The 16,192-nt window shown below is 58.2% G+C and carries 14 protein-coding genes; 2 read left to right on the top strand and 12 right to left on the bottom strand.

Annotated elements, in window-relative coordinates:
- Positions 1-175 precede the first annotated feature (175 nt).
- The 7 genes from lpdA to sdhC all read right to left on the bottom strand — a co-directional run bounded on the left by lpdA (position 176) and on the right by sdhC (position 9,371).
- Positions 176-1,612 (bottom strand): dihydrolipoyl dehydrogenase, encoded by a 1,437-nt coding sequence (gene lpdA / locus MST27_RS08225; protein ID WP_243605484.1) that lies wholly within the window; start codon positions 1,610-1,612, stop codon positions 176-178.
- Between the two features lie 98 nt (positions 1,613-1,710).
- Positions 1,711-2,946 (bottom strand): 2-oxoglutarate dehydrogenase complex dihydrolipoyllysine-residue succinyltransferase, encoded by a 1,236-nt coding sequence (gene odhB, locus MST27_RS08220; RefSeq protein ID WP_243605483.1) that lies wholly within the window; start codon positions 2,944-2,946, stop codon positions 1,711-1,713.
- A gap of 69 nt (positions 2,947-3,015) precedes the next feature.
- On the bottom strand, positions 3,016-5,847 hold the full coding sequence (locus MST27_RS08215) for a 2-oxoglutarate dehydrogenase E1 component (RefSeq protein ID WP_243605482.1): 2,832 nt from the start codon (positions 5,845-5,847) through the stop codon (positions 3,016-3,018).
- Positions 5,848-6,131: 284 nt separating this feature from the next.
- A complete protein-coding gene (locus MST27_RS08210; RefSeq protein WP_243605481.1) occupies positions 6,132-6,836 on the bottom strand; it encodes a succinate dehydrogenase iron-sulfur subunit in 705 nt (234 codons plus the stop codon).
- A 10-nt stretch (positions 6,837-6,846) separates the two neighbouring features.
- On the bottom strand, positions 6,847-8,619 hold the full coding sequence (gene sdhA, locus MST27_RS08205) for a succinate dehydrogenase flavoprotein subunit (RefSeq protein WP_243605480.1): 1,773 nt from the start codon (positions 8,617-8,619) through the stop codon (positions 6,847-6,849).
- 3 nt (positions 8,620-8,622) lie between these two features.
- Entirely contained in the window at positions 8,623-8,991 is a 369-nt protein-coding gene (gene sdhD / locus MST27_RS08200) for a succinate dehydrogenase, hydrophobic membrane anchor protein (protein WP_243605479.1), read from the bottom strand.
- Positions 8,985-9,371: a succinate dehydrogenase, cytochrome b556 subunit gene (gene sdhC, locus MST27_RS08195; RefSeq protein WP_243605478.1), complete on the bottom strand. Its 387-nt coding sequence runs from the start codon at positions 9,369-9,371 to the stop codon at positions 8,985-8,987. The genes sdhD and sdhC overlap by 7 nt, the downstream gene beginning before the upstream one ends.
- Before the next feature lie 347 nt (positions 9,372-9,718).
- Here sdhC and gltA point away from each other — a divergent pair, with 347 nt between their 5' ends.
- Positions 9,719-10,990, top strand: coding sequence for a citrate synthase (gene gltA, locus MST27_RS08190; RefSeq protein WP_243605477.1), 1,272 nt, complete (start codon positions 9,719-9,721; stop codon positions 10,988-10,990).
- A gap of 85 nt (positions 10,991-11,075) precedes the next feature.
- Here the strand turns inward: gltA and MST27_RS08185 are convergent, their stop codons facing one another.
- Positions 11,076-11,327: a YkgJ family cysteine cluster protein gene (locus MST27_RS08185; protein ID WP_243605476.1), complete on the bottom strand. Its 252-nt coding sequence runs from the start codon at positions 11,325-11,327 to the stop codon at positions 11,076-11,078.
- A 145-nt stretch (positions 11,328-11,472) separates the two neighbouring features.
- On the opposite strand from MST27_RS08185, the gene ppnP reads away from it, so the two are divergent.
- Positions 11,473-11,754 (top strand): pyrimidine/purine nucleoside phosphorylase, encoded by a 282-nt coding sequence (gene ppnP / locus MST27_RS08180; protein ID WP_243605475.1) that lies wholly within the window; start codon positions 11,473-11,475, stop codon positions 11,752-11,754.
- 67 nt (positions 11,755-11,821) lie between these two features.
- On the opposite strand, the gene fliS is transcribed toward ppnP, so the two are convergent.
- From fliS to MST27_RS08160, 4 genes are all read right to left on the bottom strand, one after another.
- Positions 11,822-12,211, bottom strand: a complete 390-nt coding sequence (gene fliS, locus MST27_RS08175; protein WP_243605474.1) for a flagellar export chaperone FliS — start codon at positions 12,209-12,211, stop codon at positions 11,822-11,824.
- A gap of 235 nt (positions 12,212-12,446) precedes the next feature.
- A complete protein-coding gene (gene fliD / locus MST27_RS08170; RefSeq protein ID WP_243605473.1) occupies positions 12,447-13,895 on the bottom strand; it encodes a flagellar filament capping protein FliD in 1,449 nt (482 codons plus the stop codon).
- Between the two features lie 67 nt (positions 13,896-13,962).
- Positions 13,963-14,256, bottom strand: coding sequence for a flagellar protein FlaG (locus MST27_RS08165; protein WP_243605746.1), 294 nt, complete (start codon positions 14,254-14,256; stop codon positions 13,963-13,965).
- Positions 14,257-14,371: 115 nt separating this feature from the next.
- Positions 14,372-15,862 (bottom strand): flagellin, encoded by a 1,491-nt coding sequence (locus MST27_RS08160; RefSeq protein WP_243605472.1) that lies wholly within the window; start codon positions 15,860-15,862, stop codon positions 14,372-14,374.
- Between the last annotated feature and the right edge of the window lie 330 nt (positions 15,863-16,192).

The raw sequence follows: 16,192 nt of genomic DNA, 5'->3' as shown, positions 1-16,192 counted from the left end.
TACCGTTCGGTTTAGATCTGCATCAGGCGTCGCGCACCGCGACACCCACCTCAAGTCGCTGAAAACTATCGAAGATACCTTTCAAGGACCTGTCATACCTTACTGGAAGGTATACGGCGGCCCGCACCTGGCTCGCTTCAAGCCAGGCGCGGGCCGCCGCGTTTCGCTGGCGCGTTTAGCGCTTCTTGCGATTGGCGATGTGAATGGCGTGACCATTCACCGCCAGCGCTGCTTCATGCAGCGCTTCAGACATGGTCGGGTGCGAGAACACCATCATGCCGAGGTCCTCGGCGCTCGTCCCGAATTCCATGCCGATGGCCCCCTGCTGAACCAGTTCAGCTGCGGACGGCCCCATCACATGCACACCCAGTACACGGTCGGTTTTGGCATCGGCGATGACCTTGACCAGACCGGCGGTGTCGTTAGCAGCCATGGCGCGACCGCTCGCCGCGAAGGGGAAGGTGCCGACGTTGACTTCCACGCCCTCTGCCTTCAGTGCCTGCTCGGTCTTGCCAACCCATGCGATTTCCGGGTGGGTATAGATGACCGACGGAATCAGGTCGTAGTTCATTTGCGACTTGTGGCCAGCGATGCGCTCGGCGACCATCACACCCTCTTCGGAAGCCTTGTGCGCCAGCATCGCGCCACGCACCACGTCGCCGATGGCGTAAACGCCCGGCACGCTGGTAGCGCAATAGTCATCGACGAAGATGAAGCCACGCTCATCCATGTCAACACCGGCGTCGGCAGCCAGCAGGTCGGTGGTGACCGGACGGCGTCCAACCGCGACGATCAGCTTGTCGAAAATTTCCTGTTGCTCGCCTTCGGCATTGGTGAAGTTGACAGTGACCTGGTCACCCTTGACTTCGGATCCGGTGACGCGAGCACCCAGCAGGATCTTGAGCCCCTGCTTGCTCAGGACCTTGAACGCTTCCTTGGAAATCTGCTCGTCAGCCGCAGGCAGGAACTTGTCCATCGCCTCCAGAACGGTGACTTCAGCGCCCAGACGCGCCCACACCGAACCCAGTTCCAGACCGATGACGCCTGCGCCGATCACACCGAGCTTCTTCGGCACGCTCTGGAAATCCAGGGCGCCGGTAGAGTCGACGATGATCTTCTGATCAACCGGGGCCGGCGGGATGTCAACTGGCTTGGAACCGGACGCGAGGATAACGTTCTCGGCACCCAGCACCTGCGCGTTACCGTCGAGGCCGGTCACTTCGACCTGCTTGCCACTGAGCAGCTTGCCATGGCCTTCGAACACGGTTACACCATTGGCCTTCATCAGCGCTGCGACACCGCCGGTCAGGTTCTTAACGATCTGGTCCTTGCGGGCCACCATCGTCGAGACGTCCATCGCCACCTCACCGGTGCTGATACCGTGGACTTTGAAGCTCTCGTGCGCCTCATGGAACTTGTAGGAGCTGTCAAGCAGCGCTTTGGAAGGAATGCAGCCAACGTTCAGACAGGTACCGCCCAGCGCAGTCTTGCCTTCCTTGCCCTGATATTTCTCGATACAGGCAGTCTTCAGGCCTAGTTGCGCCGCCCGAATGGCTGCTACATAGCCGCCGGGGCCGGCACCAATGACGACGACGTCGAATTTCTGGCTCATTGCGAATCCTCTTGAATGTGCGTGCAGCGAATGTCAAAGGGCCGCAAGCGGCAAGCCAAGCTTTCGCCTGGTCCGTCGAATGCAGCCCGTGTCGCTTGTCAGATATCCAGCAGCAGACGGGCCGGATCTTCCAGCAGGTCCTTCATGGTGACGAGGAAGGTTACCGCTTCCTTGCCGTCGATCAGACGATGATCGTAGGACAGCGCGAGGTACATCATCGGCAGGATCACGACCTGACCATTAACGGCCATAGGGCGCTCCTGGATCTTGTGCATGCCCAGGATAGCGGTTTGCGGCGGGTTGACGATCGGAGTAGAGAGCAGCGAGCCGAACACGCCACCATTGGAAATGGTGAAGGTGCCGCCGGTCATCTCCTCGATGGTCAGCTTGCCGGCCTTGGCCTTCTTGCCGAACTCATTGATACCACTTTCGATCTCGGCAAGGCTCATGTGCTCGGCGTTACGCAGCACCGGAACCACCAGGCCACGGTCGCTGGAAACCGCGACGCCGACGTCCTGGTACCCGTGATAGACGATGTCGTTACCGTCGATCGACGCGTTCACGCCAGGCTGGCGCTTGAGCGCTTCGGTGGCAGCCTTGACGAAGAAGGACATGAAGCCCAGACGCACGCCGTTGTGCTTCTTCTCGAACATGTCCTTGTACTTGGCACGCAGGTCCATGATCGGCTTCATGTTGACTTCGTTGAACGTGGTCAACATGGCCATCGAGGACTGGGCTTCAACCAGACGCTCGGCTACCTTCGCGCGCAGGCGGGTCATCGGGACGCGCTTCTCGACACGGTCACCCGCGGCAACGACCGGTGCCGTGGCAGCACTCGCGGCAGGCTTGGCCGCGGCGGGAGCGGATTTCTTCGCTTCGATGGCCGCAACCACGTCTTCCTTGGTCACGCGGCCATCCTTGCCGGTCCCCTTGACGCTGTTCGGGTCGATGCCGTTTTCTTCGGCCAGCTTACGCGCGGCGGGCGCCAGAATGGCGTCTTCGCCAGCTGCGGGCGCTGGGGTGGAAGCCGGGGCGGCGGCCGGTGCCGAGGATTCAGCCGGCGCAGCTGCCGGAGCGGCGGAAGAGGAAGCGGCGGCGCCGGCCTCCAGCTTGCCTAGCAGCTCGCCGCTGAGCACGGTATCACCTTCATTCTTGACGATCTCGGTCAGAACGCCGTCGGCCTCGGCCAATACTTCCATGACGACCTTGTCGGTCTCGATGTCAACGATCAGCTCGTCGCGCTTGACCGCATCGCCCGGCTGCTTGTGCCAGGTCGCGACGGTGCCGTCAGCAACCGATTCCGGAAATTGGGGGGCTTTGATCTCGATAGCCATTAGCTGGGGTCCTATTGATTCGGGTTTTACATCGAGGCCGCGTAATCCGCGGCCTCTTGCAAATATGGATTAAACGGTGAACGCGTCCTGAAGCAGTTTTTCCTGCTGTTCGGCATGCATCGACGCATACCCCACGGCAGGCGCGGCGGAAGCTTCACGACCTGCGTACTGCAGGAAGAGTTCCTTCTTGTGCGCGACAGCAACCCGACGCATATGGTGCTGACTGCAGTACCAGGCGCCCTGGTTCATCGGCTCTTCCTGACACCAGACGATGCTCTTGAGGTTCTGGTAGGGCGCAAGCACCTCGGCCAGGTCGTCTTCCGGGAACGGGTACAGCTGTTCCAGACGGACAATTGCGATGTCCTCGCGCCCTTCGTTGCGACGCTTCTCGAGCAGGTCGTAATACACCTTGCCGCTGCACATGATCAGCCGTTCGACCTTGTTTGGTTCAACCGGATCGATCTCTGGAATCACGGTCAGGAACGAGCCCTGGGTGAGATCTTCCAGCGTCGAAGTGGCAAGCTTGTGACGCAACAGCGACTTCGGCGTAAGGGCAACCAGCGGCTTGCGCAGCGGGCGAATGGCCTGGCGGCGCAGCATGTGGTAGACCTGCGCCGGTGTAGTCGGCACGCAAACCTGGATATTGTGCTCGGCGCACAGCTGCAGGTAACGCTCCAGGCGCGCGGACGAGTGCTCGGGCCCCTGCCCCTCGTAGCCGTGCGGCAGCAGCATGGTCAGACCGCAAAGACGACCCCACTTATGCTCACCGCTGGTGATGAACTGGTCGATCACCACCTGGGCGCCGTTGGCGAAGTCACCGAACTGCGCTTCCCAGATCACCAGTGCGTTCGGCATGGTTGTGGCGTAACCGTATTCGAAGGCCAGCACGGCCTCTTCCGAGAGGAAGGAGTCGTAAAGGTCGAAGCGAGGCTGGCCGTCATACAGGTGCTGCAGCGGAATGTAGGTATTGCCGTCCTTCTGGTTGTGCAGCGCCGCATGGCGGTGCGAGAAGGTGCCGCGACCGACGTCCTGGCCGCTGATGCGGACCGGATGACCTTCGAACAGCAGCGTGGCGTAGGCCAGGGTCTCGGCATAACCCCAGTTGATCGCAAGTGCGCCCGCACCCATTTTCTGGCGGTCTTCGAGGATCTTGGATACCTGGCGCTGAACGACGAAGCCTTCCGGAATGGCCAGCAGCTTGTTGGACAATTCTTGCAAGGTCTTCAGATCGAACCGCGTGTCATGACGTGCAGTCCAGGCATGCCCCAGGTAAGGACGCCAGTCGACGAAGAGCTCCTTGTTAGGCTCCTTGACCAGGCTCTTGACCACGTGCAGACCATTGTCCAGCGCGGCGCGATACTCATCGACCTTCGCCTGGACGCTGTCGCTGTCGAGAACGTTGGATTGGGTCAACGAATCGGCATACAGCTCACGGGTGGTCCGCTGCTTGGCAATCTTCTGGTACATCAACGGCTGAGTACCGCTGGGCTCATCTGCTTCGTTGTGGCCGCGACGGCGATAGCAGATCAGGTCGATGACGATGTCACGCTTGAACTGCATGCGATAGTCGACGGCCAGCTGAGTGACGAACAGTACCGCCTCAGGGTCGTCGGCGTTCACGTGGAAGATGGGCGCCTGGATCATCTTGGCGACGTCGGTTGCGTATTCGGTCGAACGCGCATCTTCCTGCTTGTTGGTGGTGAAGCCGACCTGGTTGTTGATGACGATACGAATGGTGCCGCCAGTCCGATAGGCTCGGGTCTGGGACATCTGGAAGGTTTCCATCACGACGCCCTGCCCCGCGACAGCGGCATCACCATGGATGGTGACTGGCAGCACTTTGTCGCCTACCGCATCGCAGCGACGATCCTGGCGCGCGCGCACCGAACCCTCAACGACCGGGGAAACGATCTCTAGGTGCGACGGGTTGAACGCCATCGCCAAGTGAATCTCACCACCCGGCGTCATGACGTTCGAAGAAAAGCCCTGATGGTATTTCACGTCACCGGAGCTCAGCCCCTCGACCTTCTTGCCTTCAAATTCGTCGAAAAGGTCGCGAGGGTTCTTGCCGAAGGTGTTGACCAGCACATTGAGACGACCGCGGTGGGCCATGCCGATGACGATTTCTTTGGTGCCATAGGAACCGGAGCGCTGGATGATCTCGTCGAGCAACGGAATCAGACTCTCGCCGCCCTCCAGACCGAAACGCTTGGTACCGGGATATTTGGTGCCCAGGTACTTTTCCAAGCCTTCGGCAGCGGTTAGACGCTCAAGCAGGTGTCCCTTGATCTCGTTGGAAAACGCCGGACGACCGCGGACGCTTTCCAGGCGCTGGATGAACCAGTTGCGCTGCTCGGAATCGACGATATGGGTGAACTCGGCACCGATCGTGCGGCAGTAGGTATCTTGCAGGGCTTGATGGATCTCACGCAGAGTCGCCTGATCCTTGCCCATGGCCAGGTCACCGGTACGGAAGACCGTATCCAGATCGGCATCGGTCAGCGCATAGTGATTGATCGAGAGGTCAGCCGGAACTGCGCGCTGTTGCAAACCAAGCGGATCGAGCTGTGCCGCTTGATGACCGCGCATCCTGTAGGCCTGGATCAGCCGCAGGACTTCCACCTGCTTCTTCTCGTGCTCGCTGCTTACGCTGCCCGCGGAAACGGGCTGTGCACGGCGCTGATTTTTAGCCAGCAGCACAAAATGATCACGAATTGTCGAATGCGATACATCGGACGCAGCGCCACCGTTAGCGGGCAGCTTCTGGAAGTAGGTGCGCCACTCTTCTGGCACAGCGTTGGGATCGTGCAGGTAGAGCTCATAAAGCTCTTCCACATAGGCAGCGTTACCACCGGATAGGTGGGCACTGTCCCACATGCGCTGCATTACGCTTTCTTGCATGTCTGGTCACCTTCGATAAGGAGACACCACCAGCGTGGAGACCGCAGCATGACTTCCCAAGTTCTGAAGCAGCGACTCAGGTAAAGCCACTACGGACCGCGCAGATAGTTTCCGAGAACCACCTCGGATGCTCCTGCTGGTCGTTTATTTTTCAGAGCGGAAATCGGCTTTGTGAGCAGACTTCCTACTAAAACTACGGCGCCGAGTTTGACTCCGGCGCCGTAGGTGTCACGGTAAAACCATGAGCTCGTCGTTACCAGGGTAACGGCGACCTCCATGACCCATCAGGTCGCGCTTTGCAGCAGCATGTTGCGCACATGACCGATTGCCTTCGTAGGGTTCAAACCCTTGGGGCAAACGCTGACGCAATTCATGATGCCGCGGCAGCGGAACACGCTGAACGGATCATCCAGCGCAGCCAGACGGTTCTCGGTCTCGGTGTCGCGGCTATCGGCCAGGAAGCGATAGGCCTGAAGCAACGCGGCCGGACCCAGGAACTTGTCGGGGTTCCACCAGAACGACGGGCAGCTGGTCGAGCAGCACGCACACAGGATGCACTCGTACAGACCATCCAGCTTCTCGCGATCTTCCGGGCTCTGCAGACGTTCGATAGCCGGAGCAGGCGTATCGTTCATCAGATACGGGCGAACCTTCTCGTACTGCTTGTAGAAGATGCCCATATCGACGGCCAGGTCACGAATCACCGGCAAACCAGGCAGCGGACGAACCACCAGCTTGTTGTTCTTGACCACCGAAGACAGCGGGGTGATGCATGCCAGCCCGTTCTTGCCGTTCAGATTCATGCCGTCGGAACCACAGACCCCTTCGCGGCAGGAACGACGGTAGGAAAACCCTTCATCCTGTTCCTTGATGAGTGCCAGCACGTCGAGAACCATCAGGTCTTTACCGTCGGTATTGACCTGGAAGTCCTGCATGTACGGCTTTTCGTCCTTCTCCGGGTTGTAGCGATAAACACTCACTTGCAACATATCGGCGACCTCAGTAAGTCCGAACCTTAGGCTCGAAAGTCGGAACAGTCTTTGGAGAGAAGTTGACGGCACGCTTGGCTACGCGCTTCTCGCCCGGATAGTACAGGGTATGGCACAACCAGTTTTCGTCATCGCGCTCTTCGAAATCTTCGCGAGCATGCGCGCCACGAGACTCCTTACGGGCCTCAGCGGCAATGGCGGTTGCTTCGGCCACTTCCAGCAGGTTCTGCAGTTCGAGCGCCTCGATGCGGGCCGTGTTGAAAGCCTGGCTCTTGTCGGCAATCTTGACGGTAGCGATGCGCTGACGCAGCTCGGAGAGCTGAGCAATACCCTTCTGCATGTATTCACCCGTACGGAACACGCCGAAGTAGTTCTGCATGCAGCTCTGCAGCTCCTTACGCAACGGTGCGACATCTTCACCGGCAGTGCGCTCGTTGAGGCTGGACAGACGGTTCAGGGCAACATCCAGATCGGTTTCCGTAGCACCGCGATGCTCGATACCGTCCTTCAGCGCTTTCTCCAGGTGCAGACCAGCCGCACGGCCGAATACCACCAGGTCAAGCAGCGAATTGCCACCCAGACGGTTGGCGCCGTGGACCGACACGCAAGCCACCTCCCCGACCGCGAACAGGCCTTCAATAACCTTGTCATTACCGCTGGCGTCCTGGGTCATGGCCTGACCATGAATATTGGTCGCGATGCCACCCATCATGTAATGGCAGGTCGGGACGACAGGGACAGGGGCAGTGACCGGGTCGACGTGAGCAAAGGTCTTGGACAGCTCACAAATACCAGGCAGGCGGCTGTGCAGCACTTCCTCACCCAGGTGGTCCAGTTTCAGCATGACGTGATCACCATCCGGACCACAGCCATTGCCGGCAAGGATTTCCTTGACCATAGAGCGAGCGACCACGTCACGACCAGCAAGGTCCTTCGCGTTCGGCGCGTAACGCTCCATGAAACGTTCGCCGTGCTTGTTGATCAGGTAGCCACCCTCACCACGGCAGCCCTCGGTCACGAGAACGCCCGCACCAGCGATGCCGGTCGGGTGGAACTGCCACATCTCGATGTCTTGAACCGGCACGCCAGCACGCAGCGCCATACCGATACCGTCGCCGGTATTGATCAGTGCGTTGGTAGTCGAGGCATAGATGCGTCCCGCGCCCCCGGTCGCCAGAACGACGGCCTTGGAGCGGATATAGACGGTCTCGCCATTCTCGATGCAGATCGCGATCACACCGACGATGGCACCATCCTGGTTCTTGACCAGGTCCACGGCGTACCACTCGTTGAGGAACGAAGTGCCCGCCTTCAGGTTGGCTTGATAGAGCGTATGCAGAAGCGCATGGCCGGTACGGTCCGCTGCTGCACAGGTACGAGCAGCCTGACCGCCCTTGCCGTAGTCCTTCGACTGGCCACCGAATGGACGCTGATAGATGCGGCCCTGTTCAGTACGGGAGAAGGGGAGCCCCATGTGCTCGAGTTCGAACACGGCCTCGGGGCCTACCGAACACATGTACTCGATCGCGTCCTGGTCACCGATGTAGTCGGAACCTTTGACGGTGTCATACATGTGCCAGCGCCAATCGTCGTTCGGATCGGCAGAAGCGATGGCACAGGTGATACCACCCTGAGCGGAAACCGTATGGGAGCGGGTCGGAAATACCTTGGTCACCACAGCAGTCTTGTGGCCGCCCTGGGCTAACTGCAGCGCAGCGCGCATCCCGGCGCCGCCGCCACCGATAATGATGGCGTCATAGGAAAGAGTACGAATGCTAGCCATGAATCAGATACCCCAAAGAATCTGCACGCCCCAGACGAAGAAAGTGAACATGGCGATGCCACACACTGCCTGGAACAGGAAACGCACACCGGTAGCCCATTTACCGATTGCCATGTTGGTCAGGTAGTCGGTGGAAATGGTCCACATACCAACCCATGCATGAACGCTCAGAGCAACCAGCGCGAGAAGACTGAAAATGCGCATCCAGTTCGACGAGAAAAGCTCGCGCCATTGCGCGAATTCAAGCCCTGGATTGGCGATCAGGTATCCGATCAGGAAGAGAAAATAAGCCGCGAGGACAACTGCCGAAACACGTTGGGCCATCCAGTCATAAAGGCCCGAGCGCGAAAAGTTCGTGACGTTGGTTACCATATCCATACTCCCGCCAGAACGATCAGCACAGCCGAAACGGCCAGGACGATTTTCGAGCCCAGCTTGCCGCCTTCCAGCGTCTCGCCATGCCCGGCATCCATGATCAGGTGACGCACCCCAGCTACCAGGTGATAGAGAAGCGCCGACAGCAGCGCCCAGACCACCAACTTGGCCAGCGGACTACCCAGAACCGCCTTCACCTCTTCGAAGCCTTCGGCAGAAGAAAGCGAGGTATCCAGCGCGAGTAGCATAATGGCGACACCGACGAACAGAACCACGCCGGACACACGATGCAGGATCGAGGTATAGGCAGTGATAGGTAGTTTTATTGTCCTAATATCTAGGTTTACAGGTCGTTGGCTTTTCACGGCTTTTTTCACACTTGAGAGCCCCGAGACACAGGGCAAAGTTGTTGGGAAGAGCACCAGGCGGTACCCGCCACCCACGAGTGACAACCTACAGGAAAACTGCCTGTGAGCCCCCTGCCGGTCGGTTTCCGAGTATAAACAGTTAGGTGGCTAATGACAATGTGGTGAAGTGCCACTAAAGGCGGATGGCGACCCCAATATAAATGCCGTAAACAGTCAATCTGTGTTGCGAATTCACCCTCAAACCCCCTCTGCGACGAGGGTCCGCGCAAATTGACTTTGTGGCTTATCTCACTATAGTGATGCGGGCCCTGCGTGGGGGGCCATGATGATTCCAAGCATAAAACAGGAGGCCATACATGGCTGACAAAAAAGCGCAGTTGGTCATCGAAGGCGCAGACGCCATCGAACTGCCCGTTCTAACCGGTACCGTAGGCCCCGACGTAATCGACGTACGAGGCTTGACCTCCACGGGTCGCTTTACCTTTGATCCCGGCTTCATGTCGACCGCCTCTTGCGAATCCAAGATCACCTACATCGATGGTGACAAAGGCGTGCTGCTGCATCGCGGCTACCCAATCGAGCAGCTGGCCGAGAAAGCCGATTACCTGGAAACCTGTTACCTCCTGCTCAACGGCGAGCTGCCGACCGCAGAGGAAAAGGCCAAGTTCGTCAGCACCGTCAAGAACCACACGATGGTGCATGAGCAACTCAAGTCGTTCCTCAACGGCTTCCGGCGCGATGCGCACCCAATGGCTATCATGTGCGGCGTCGTCGGCGCGCTCTCCGCCTTCTATCACGACTCTCTGGACATCAACGACCCGCATCACCGTGAAATTTCGGCGGTGCGCCTGGTTGCCAAGATGCCGACCCTCGCGGCCATGGTCTACAAGTACTCCATGGGCCAGCCGATGATGTATCCGCGTAATGACCTGAACTACGCGGAGAACTTCCTGCACATGATGTTCAACACGCCATGTGAAGTGAAGCCGATCAGCCCAGTGCTGGCAAAGGCCATGGACCGCATCTTCATCCTGCATGCTGACCACGAGCAGAACGCCTCCACTTCTACCGTTCGCCTTGCTGGCTCCACTGGCGCCAATCCATTCGCCTGTATCGCCGCCGGCATCGCAGCGCTCTGGGGCCCGGCACATGGTGGCGCGAACGAAGCCGTACTCACCATGCTGGACGAGATCGGTGATGTGTCGAACATCGAGAAGTTCCTGGCAAAGGCCAAGGACAAGAACGACCCGTTCAAGCTCATGGGCTTCGGTCACCGGGTGTACAAGAACTTCGACCCGCGCGCCAAGGTCATGAAGCAGACCTGCGACGAAGTCTTGGGCGAGCTGGGTATCGACGATCCGCAACTCGAGCTGGCAATGAAGCTGGAAGAGATTGCACTGAACGACCCCTACTTCGCCGAACGTAACCTCTACCCGAACGTCGACTTCTACTCGGGCATCATCCTCAAGGCCATCGGCATTCCGACCAGCATGTTCACCGTGATCTTTGCCCTGGCACGTACCGTGGGCTGGATCTCTCACTGGAAGGAAATGATCGCCAACGGTCAGAAGATCGGACGTCCGCGTCAGCTGTATACCGGTCATCCGAAGCGCGACATGCCTCGCTGATCAAGTCGGCTGGAAATGAAAAAAGGCTGCCCAAGGGCAGCCTTTTTCGTTTTGGATTTCTCCGCCTTGCGCTGTTTTTTTGAATTCAGGCCGTTTCACGCTCCAGCCAACCAAGCATACGAATGGCATCCTCTCGGCTGCCCCCGCATAGATCAATGTCGGCTCTAAACGCGCCACAGACCTGAGGGCGCAGCGGGCTTTCGAATATCGCACATAGATTCGACTCAGTCAGATGCACGCAACGCTCGCCTGCCGGCTTGCCATGAGGCATGCCTGGAATCGAAGAGCTGATCGAAGGCGCGACGCAACAGGCTCCACAACCAGGACGACAATCCAATCAAGCACCTCCAAGCCAAGACGCGCCAATAATAGCGAGGCGCGCAGCGTCCAGCACGCAGATATCGATAAGTAGCGACTGATGACGAGCGCTAAGCGCTTGGGCATACTGAGCGCCCCTTTTTCCGCGCTTGAAGGCAATTGGAATGTTCAAGGTAAACGAGTATTTCGACGGTACTGTCAAATCGATCGCATTCGAGATGGCAGCCGGCTCCGCAACCATTGGTGTGATGGCACCTGGTGACTATGAGTTCGGTACCAGCCAGCTCGAAATCATGCATGTCGTAGCCGGCAGTCTTGACGTAAAACTACCCGGCCGTGAAACATTTGAAACCTTCGGCGCAGGTTCCAAGTTCACCGTACCGGCCAATAGCAAGTTCCAGCTGAAAGTCGCTAGCGATACCGCCTACCTCTGCGAATACCGCTAATGAAAAGGGCACCGTCGAATAATCGACCGGTGCCCATACTCCCTCAGGTCCACCAGGACGAAGCGGGTTACCCTGCCTGGCTTGCAATGCCATCCCAGCCCGATTTGATCTCAGCCAGCAGACCGGCTACTTCGTCCAGCCTGCTGACATCATTGTGACGGCTCGCCTCGAACAGTCGGGTGCTCATGTACTCGTACAAGCGATCGAGGTTATCGGCCAGCTCGCCACCCGCCTCTTTATCCAGTACACCGCGAAGGCCACCGATGATGTTCAGGGCCTTGCCGATCAACACGCCCTTCTCGGCTAGTTCGTCACGCTCCATCGCCCCTTTGGCCTGAGCGATACGATCCAGCCCGCCTTGCATCAGCATCTGGATCAAGCGATGCGGATCAGCCTCGGTGACCTGCGCCTTTACACCGACCTGCTGGTACTGCCTCATTGCTGCCATTGCGTTCATTTTGGATGAGCCCCTCGCCACATCAATTGCATGTACAGCTTATCGGTCGGGGTGGCTCAAGCTTGATAGCCAAACACTGAAAAATTCGAGGATGGCAGCATCAAAGCGCAGTTCAGATGATGGCCAGCGGATACCCGCATAGAGCAACAACGACCGTCGCCTGCCCACCTGCGACGGCACAGACTAGAGCCGAACTAAGCCGCAGCACAACCGAAGCAGGCCTTGCTTATGTTGACTAGCGCTTGGAGTTATTCGCCGCCCAAGGCAGGTTTTCCAAGGAAGCAAGCAGACTCGAAGACGTATTAGTGAGCTGCCCTACAAGCGTATCCATTGCGTTGAACTGCTTGTATAACCGTTCCTGCAGCGATGTAATACGGCGCGCGAGCGCCTCTTTCTGATCATCGATCTTAGAGATCGTTTCGGTCATCGCCTTGTTGCGCTGTTCTAGAATGCCACCCGTTTCGGTGTAGGGCTTGAGCTTATTGTCCAAACGCGCGGCAAGCCCCTGCTCGCCAGTGAACAGTGCGGGCAGCTCGGCAAAATTACTCGCCATCGCCTTGTCCAGCTTCGTGCTGTCAATTGCGAGGGTTCCGTCCTTCTGCGTCGTAATGCCCAGGTCGGTCAGCGCACGCAGCGCACCATCGCCCTGCACATTGACCAGTTCATTGCGGATCGTATTAAGCAGCGCGCGTGCCGTAGCATCACCTACCAACGCACCGGCCACCGGCGCCTTGCCCTCCCCTACCGAAGTAACTCTGGTTTGAGCGTTGACCACGCCGATCAGCTTGTTGTAGCCATCAACGAATGACTGGGTCTGCTTCTTAACCCCAGCTTTGTCTTCAGCCACCGTGATCGTCAGGGGCTCGCCTGTCGCAGTCTTGGCTTTAACATCGAGCGTGACCCCTTCTATTGCGCCCGCGACCGCGTTGCTTTCACTGACAATCTTTAGCCCGTCAACATAGAGTTCCGCGCTTTGAGCCGGAGAGATCACCCGAGGGCCAGCAGCAGTAGCAGACGCAGAACCGTCAAAGGCGAGAGACGACAAACTCAGCTGACCGTCTTGTGGCGTACCCGTATCTGTCGCCGCTACGCTGATATCCCTCCCCGCTCCAGTCTTGCTGCTACTCAGAACGAGCCGGGAACCGTGCTCATCGGTGACAATGGTTGCGCTCACACCCATGTCCTTTCCGGCCGTATTGATGGCGTCACGCACCCCGGCCAGGGTGTTATTACTGTCGTCTATGTTAACGGAGAACGTTTCCTTGGACGGCGGATCACCCGGAACGCCCAGCGAAATTGCCAGAGAGCCGGTTGCAAAACGAGCAGGCGCTTCGGCCGTATTGCTAACCGCGGCCAGCGCAACCTTACTGCTTGCAGCCAGCGCCTTGACTTCGACCTGGTAACTACCAGCTCCGGCCGTCGTGCTCGCTGTTACACCGACCAAATCAGATTTGCTGGAGCTCGCCGAGCGCGCCTGGAACAGGTCCGGCTTGTTCAACGACGTGAGTGCCGCCTGAAATTCGCTGATAGCTGATTTCAGCGCGCCAACAGCCGTAATCTGCGTCGTGGTTTTCTTTTCGAGTGTAGCGAGCTGGGATTCCTTAGGGGCACGCTCGGCGGCGACCATTCCAGCGACGATACTGTCAATATCAATTCCGGATCCAATACCCGTTACGCCTGCCATAGCCTGCACCTCGTCAAAAAAACCGCAGCTTCTACCGTATCAAGTCGAACAATCAAAAAGCGTGCCGCTATGCCTTCGCTTCAAACAGCAAGCTGCGCATTTCATCCAGCCGCTCGGCCAAGCGAAGAAGGTCTTCCGATGGAATCTGCCGAACCACCTTACCTGAGTCGCCATCCAAAACCTGAACGACTACCTGACCGGTTGAGTCATCCACGCTGAAGTTCAAATCGCGTTGAAGTCCCTGCACTTGCGTGCGGATTCGTTCAACCGCCTCATTTACGTCTATTCGCTGCCCAGGCTTGCCTGATTCATCTTCGCCCCCCAACGACGAAAGCCCAGCCTCCATTCGGAAGCTGGGCATCGCGTTGCTAGGCGAGGATGACGCAAGCGGGACACCCACTGATCTTGCGACGTCCATGATTCACCTCTCAATGAATCGATGGGGCGGGAAAACCGCCCCATCCGTTATGCCGCGCTTACTGCAGCAGACTGAGAACAGCCTGCGGCAGCTGCTTGGCCTGAGCCAGGATCGCAGTACCAGCCTGCTGGAGGATCTGGTTCTTGCTCAGATTCGCAGTTTCGGCCGCGAAGTCGGTGTCCTGGATACGGCCGCGAGCGGCGGACACGTTTTCAGAGATGCTTTGCAAGTTTGCGATGGTGTTGTCGAAGCGATTCTGTACAGCACCCAGATCGGAACGTTGCGAGTCGATGAACGCGATGGCTGCGTCGATTACATCAACTGCGTTCTGAGCGCCGTAGGCAGTGCTTACGTCGACATCGCTGATCTTGGCCAACTTCCCTGCGGGTTCACCGGTGATTTTTGCAACATCGGCCGCGGTGGCAGTCGAGAGCGAGTATGCAGCCGAGGAGCTAAGTTTCAACGCGCCGTTCGCTACAGCAGTACCAGCACCGATGTTCGCTGCAGTGGAAAGATCCCCAGCATTATCGCTGTCGCTATCCTCTGCGGAACGCGCTTGCACCGTAAGGTCGGCACCAGCAATGGCGGTTGTCCCGTCAGCCTGCAAACCAGAGGCGGTAAACTTGATTGCAGCACCATCTGCCGAACTGATTTCGAGAGTGCCGTCACCGTTTACTTTGGCAGAGATACCGGCACCGCTAGAGTTAACAGCGCTTACAACCTGATCAAAAGTGGTGAGGCCCTTCAGATCAATAGTGGAGTCTGCGGTTCCAGTATTGGTCTTGGATACTTCAATTTTCAGATCGAACGTTGCTACGCTGGCAGCTTTAGTCAGGACCGCATCAGTACGCGCAGAGGCTTTTACCGGCGAACCGACCTGGTTGATTTTTTTGGCAATCTCACCAGCCGTATCGGTTGCAGTGAACGCTTGAACGTCATACTCCTTACCGTTGGCGGAGATGGTCAACGTACCGGATGCATCACCTGCTGCAGCAGTAGCCACACCAAGAGCCGAGCCGGCCTTATCCGAAGTGTAAGCACCGATCTTGGCTGCGCTTGCATTGCCTATCGAAACGTCGATGGTTTCGTTCGAGTTTGCGCCAACCTGGAAGGAGGTTGAACCGAACGAGCCGTCCAGCAGCTTACGACCACCGAATGTCGTAGTTTCGGAGATTCGAGTTAATTCGTTCTGGAGAGCGCCCACTTCTTTCTGCAGCGCAGACCGATCATTGGAATCGTTGCTGCCGTTAGCTGCTTGCAGGGCAAGATCGCGCATACGCTGCAGGATATTGGTGGACTGTTGCAGCGCGCCTTCTGCGGTCTGCGCCAAGGAGATACCGTCATTGGCGTTACGGACCGCTACGTTCAGGCCGTTGACCTGGCTGGTCAGACGGTTGGAGATCTGCAGACCTGCGGCGTCATCCTTGGCGCTGTTGATACGGCTGCCGGTCGAAAGACGCTGCATGGAAGTGGCCAGCGAATTGGACGAGGAATTCAGGTTGCGCTGCGTGTTCAGCGAAGCGACGTTGGTGTTGACTGTAAGAGCCATGATGTGCCTCCAAGGGCGCTAGTTACTTTGGTTGCCTGAGCTTGCGACTCCGGGCCGGCTGTTTGCCCAGGCACCCATTGAGTTCGCATTCGATTAGCTTATCGGCGTCGTTTCGGTGAGCTTTAGGAGGCATTTGAATTTTTTTGCAAGCCCCTGGAACAACCTGTACGACACCGGCGGATTCGCAACCAAGCGAGCCCGCCTGCACAGGGTTTCGGACGGGTGGTGGAAAACTTTAGCCGGAAATGGTGTAAGGGGCGCCGCGCAGACCCGTTGGAGCCATACGCAGGGCCTCGGGTGGCTGGATTGGGGTTCGCGAGGATGAGCAGC

It is taken from the genome of Stutzerimonas marianensis, assembly GCF_022810315.1.
In the GTDB taxonomy this organism is placed as follows: domain Bacteria; phylum Pseudomonadota; class Gammaproteobacteria; order Pseudomonadales; family Pseudomonadaceae; genus Stutzerimonas; species Stutzerimonas marianensis.
This window is presented reverse-complemented; position numbering and strand designations above follow the sequence as displayed.

What these genes read in the sequence shown, in the direction of transcription:
- lpdA (WP_243605484.1), bottom strand. Translation starts at nt 1,612, where the DNA reads ATGAGCCAGAAATTCGACGTCGTCGTCATTGGTGCCGGCCCCGGCGGC.
- odhB (WP_243605483.1), bottom strand. Translation starts at nt 2,946, where the DNA reads ATGGCTATCGAGATCAAAGCCCCCCAATTTCCGGAATCGGTTGCTGAC.
- MST27_RS08215 (WP_243605482.1), bottom strand. Translation starts at nt 5,847, where the DNA reads ATGCAAGAAAGCGTAATGCAGCGCATGTGGGACAGTGCCCACCTATCC.
- MST27_RS08210 (WP_243605481.1), bottom strand. Translation starts at nt 6,836, where the DNA reads ATGTTGCAAGTGAGTGTTTATCGCTACAACCCGGAGAAGGACGAAAAG.
- sdhA (WP_243605480.1), bottom strand. Translation starts at nt 8,619, where the DNA reads ATGGCTAGCATTCGTACTCTTTCCTATGACGCCATCATTATCGGTGGC.
- sdhD (WP_243605479.1), bottom strand. Translation starts at nt 8,991, where the DNA reads ATGGTAACCAACGTCACGAACTTTTCGCGCTCGGGCCTTTATGACTGG.
- gltA (WP_243605477.1), top strand. Translation starts at nt 9,719, where the DNA reads ATGGCTGACAAAAAAGCGCAGTTGGTCATCGAAGGCGCAGACGCCATC.
- ppnP (WP_243605475.1), top strand. Translation starts at nt 11,473, where the DNA reads ATGTTCAAGGTAAACGAGTATTTCGACGGTACTGTCAAATCGATCGCA.
- fliS (WP_243605474.1), bottom strand. Translation starts at nt 12,211, where the DNA reads ATGAACGCAATGGCAGCAATGAGGCAGTACCAGCAGGTCGGTGTAAAG.
- fliD (WP_243605473.1), bottom strand. Translation starts at nt 13,895, where the DNA reads ATGGCAGGCGTAACGGGTATTGGATCCGGAATTGATATTGACAGTATC.
- MST27_RS08165 (WP_243605746.1), bottom strand. Translation starts at nt 14,256, where the DNA reads ATGCCCAGCTTCCGAATGGAGGCTGGGCTTTCGTCGTTGGGGGGCGAA.
- MST27_RS08160 (WP_243605472.1), bottom strand. Translation starts at nt 15,862, where the DNA reads ATGGCTCTTACAGTCAACACCAACGTCGCTTCGCTGAACACGCAGCGC.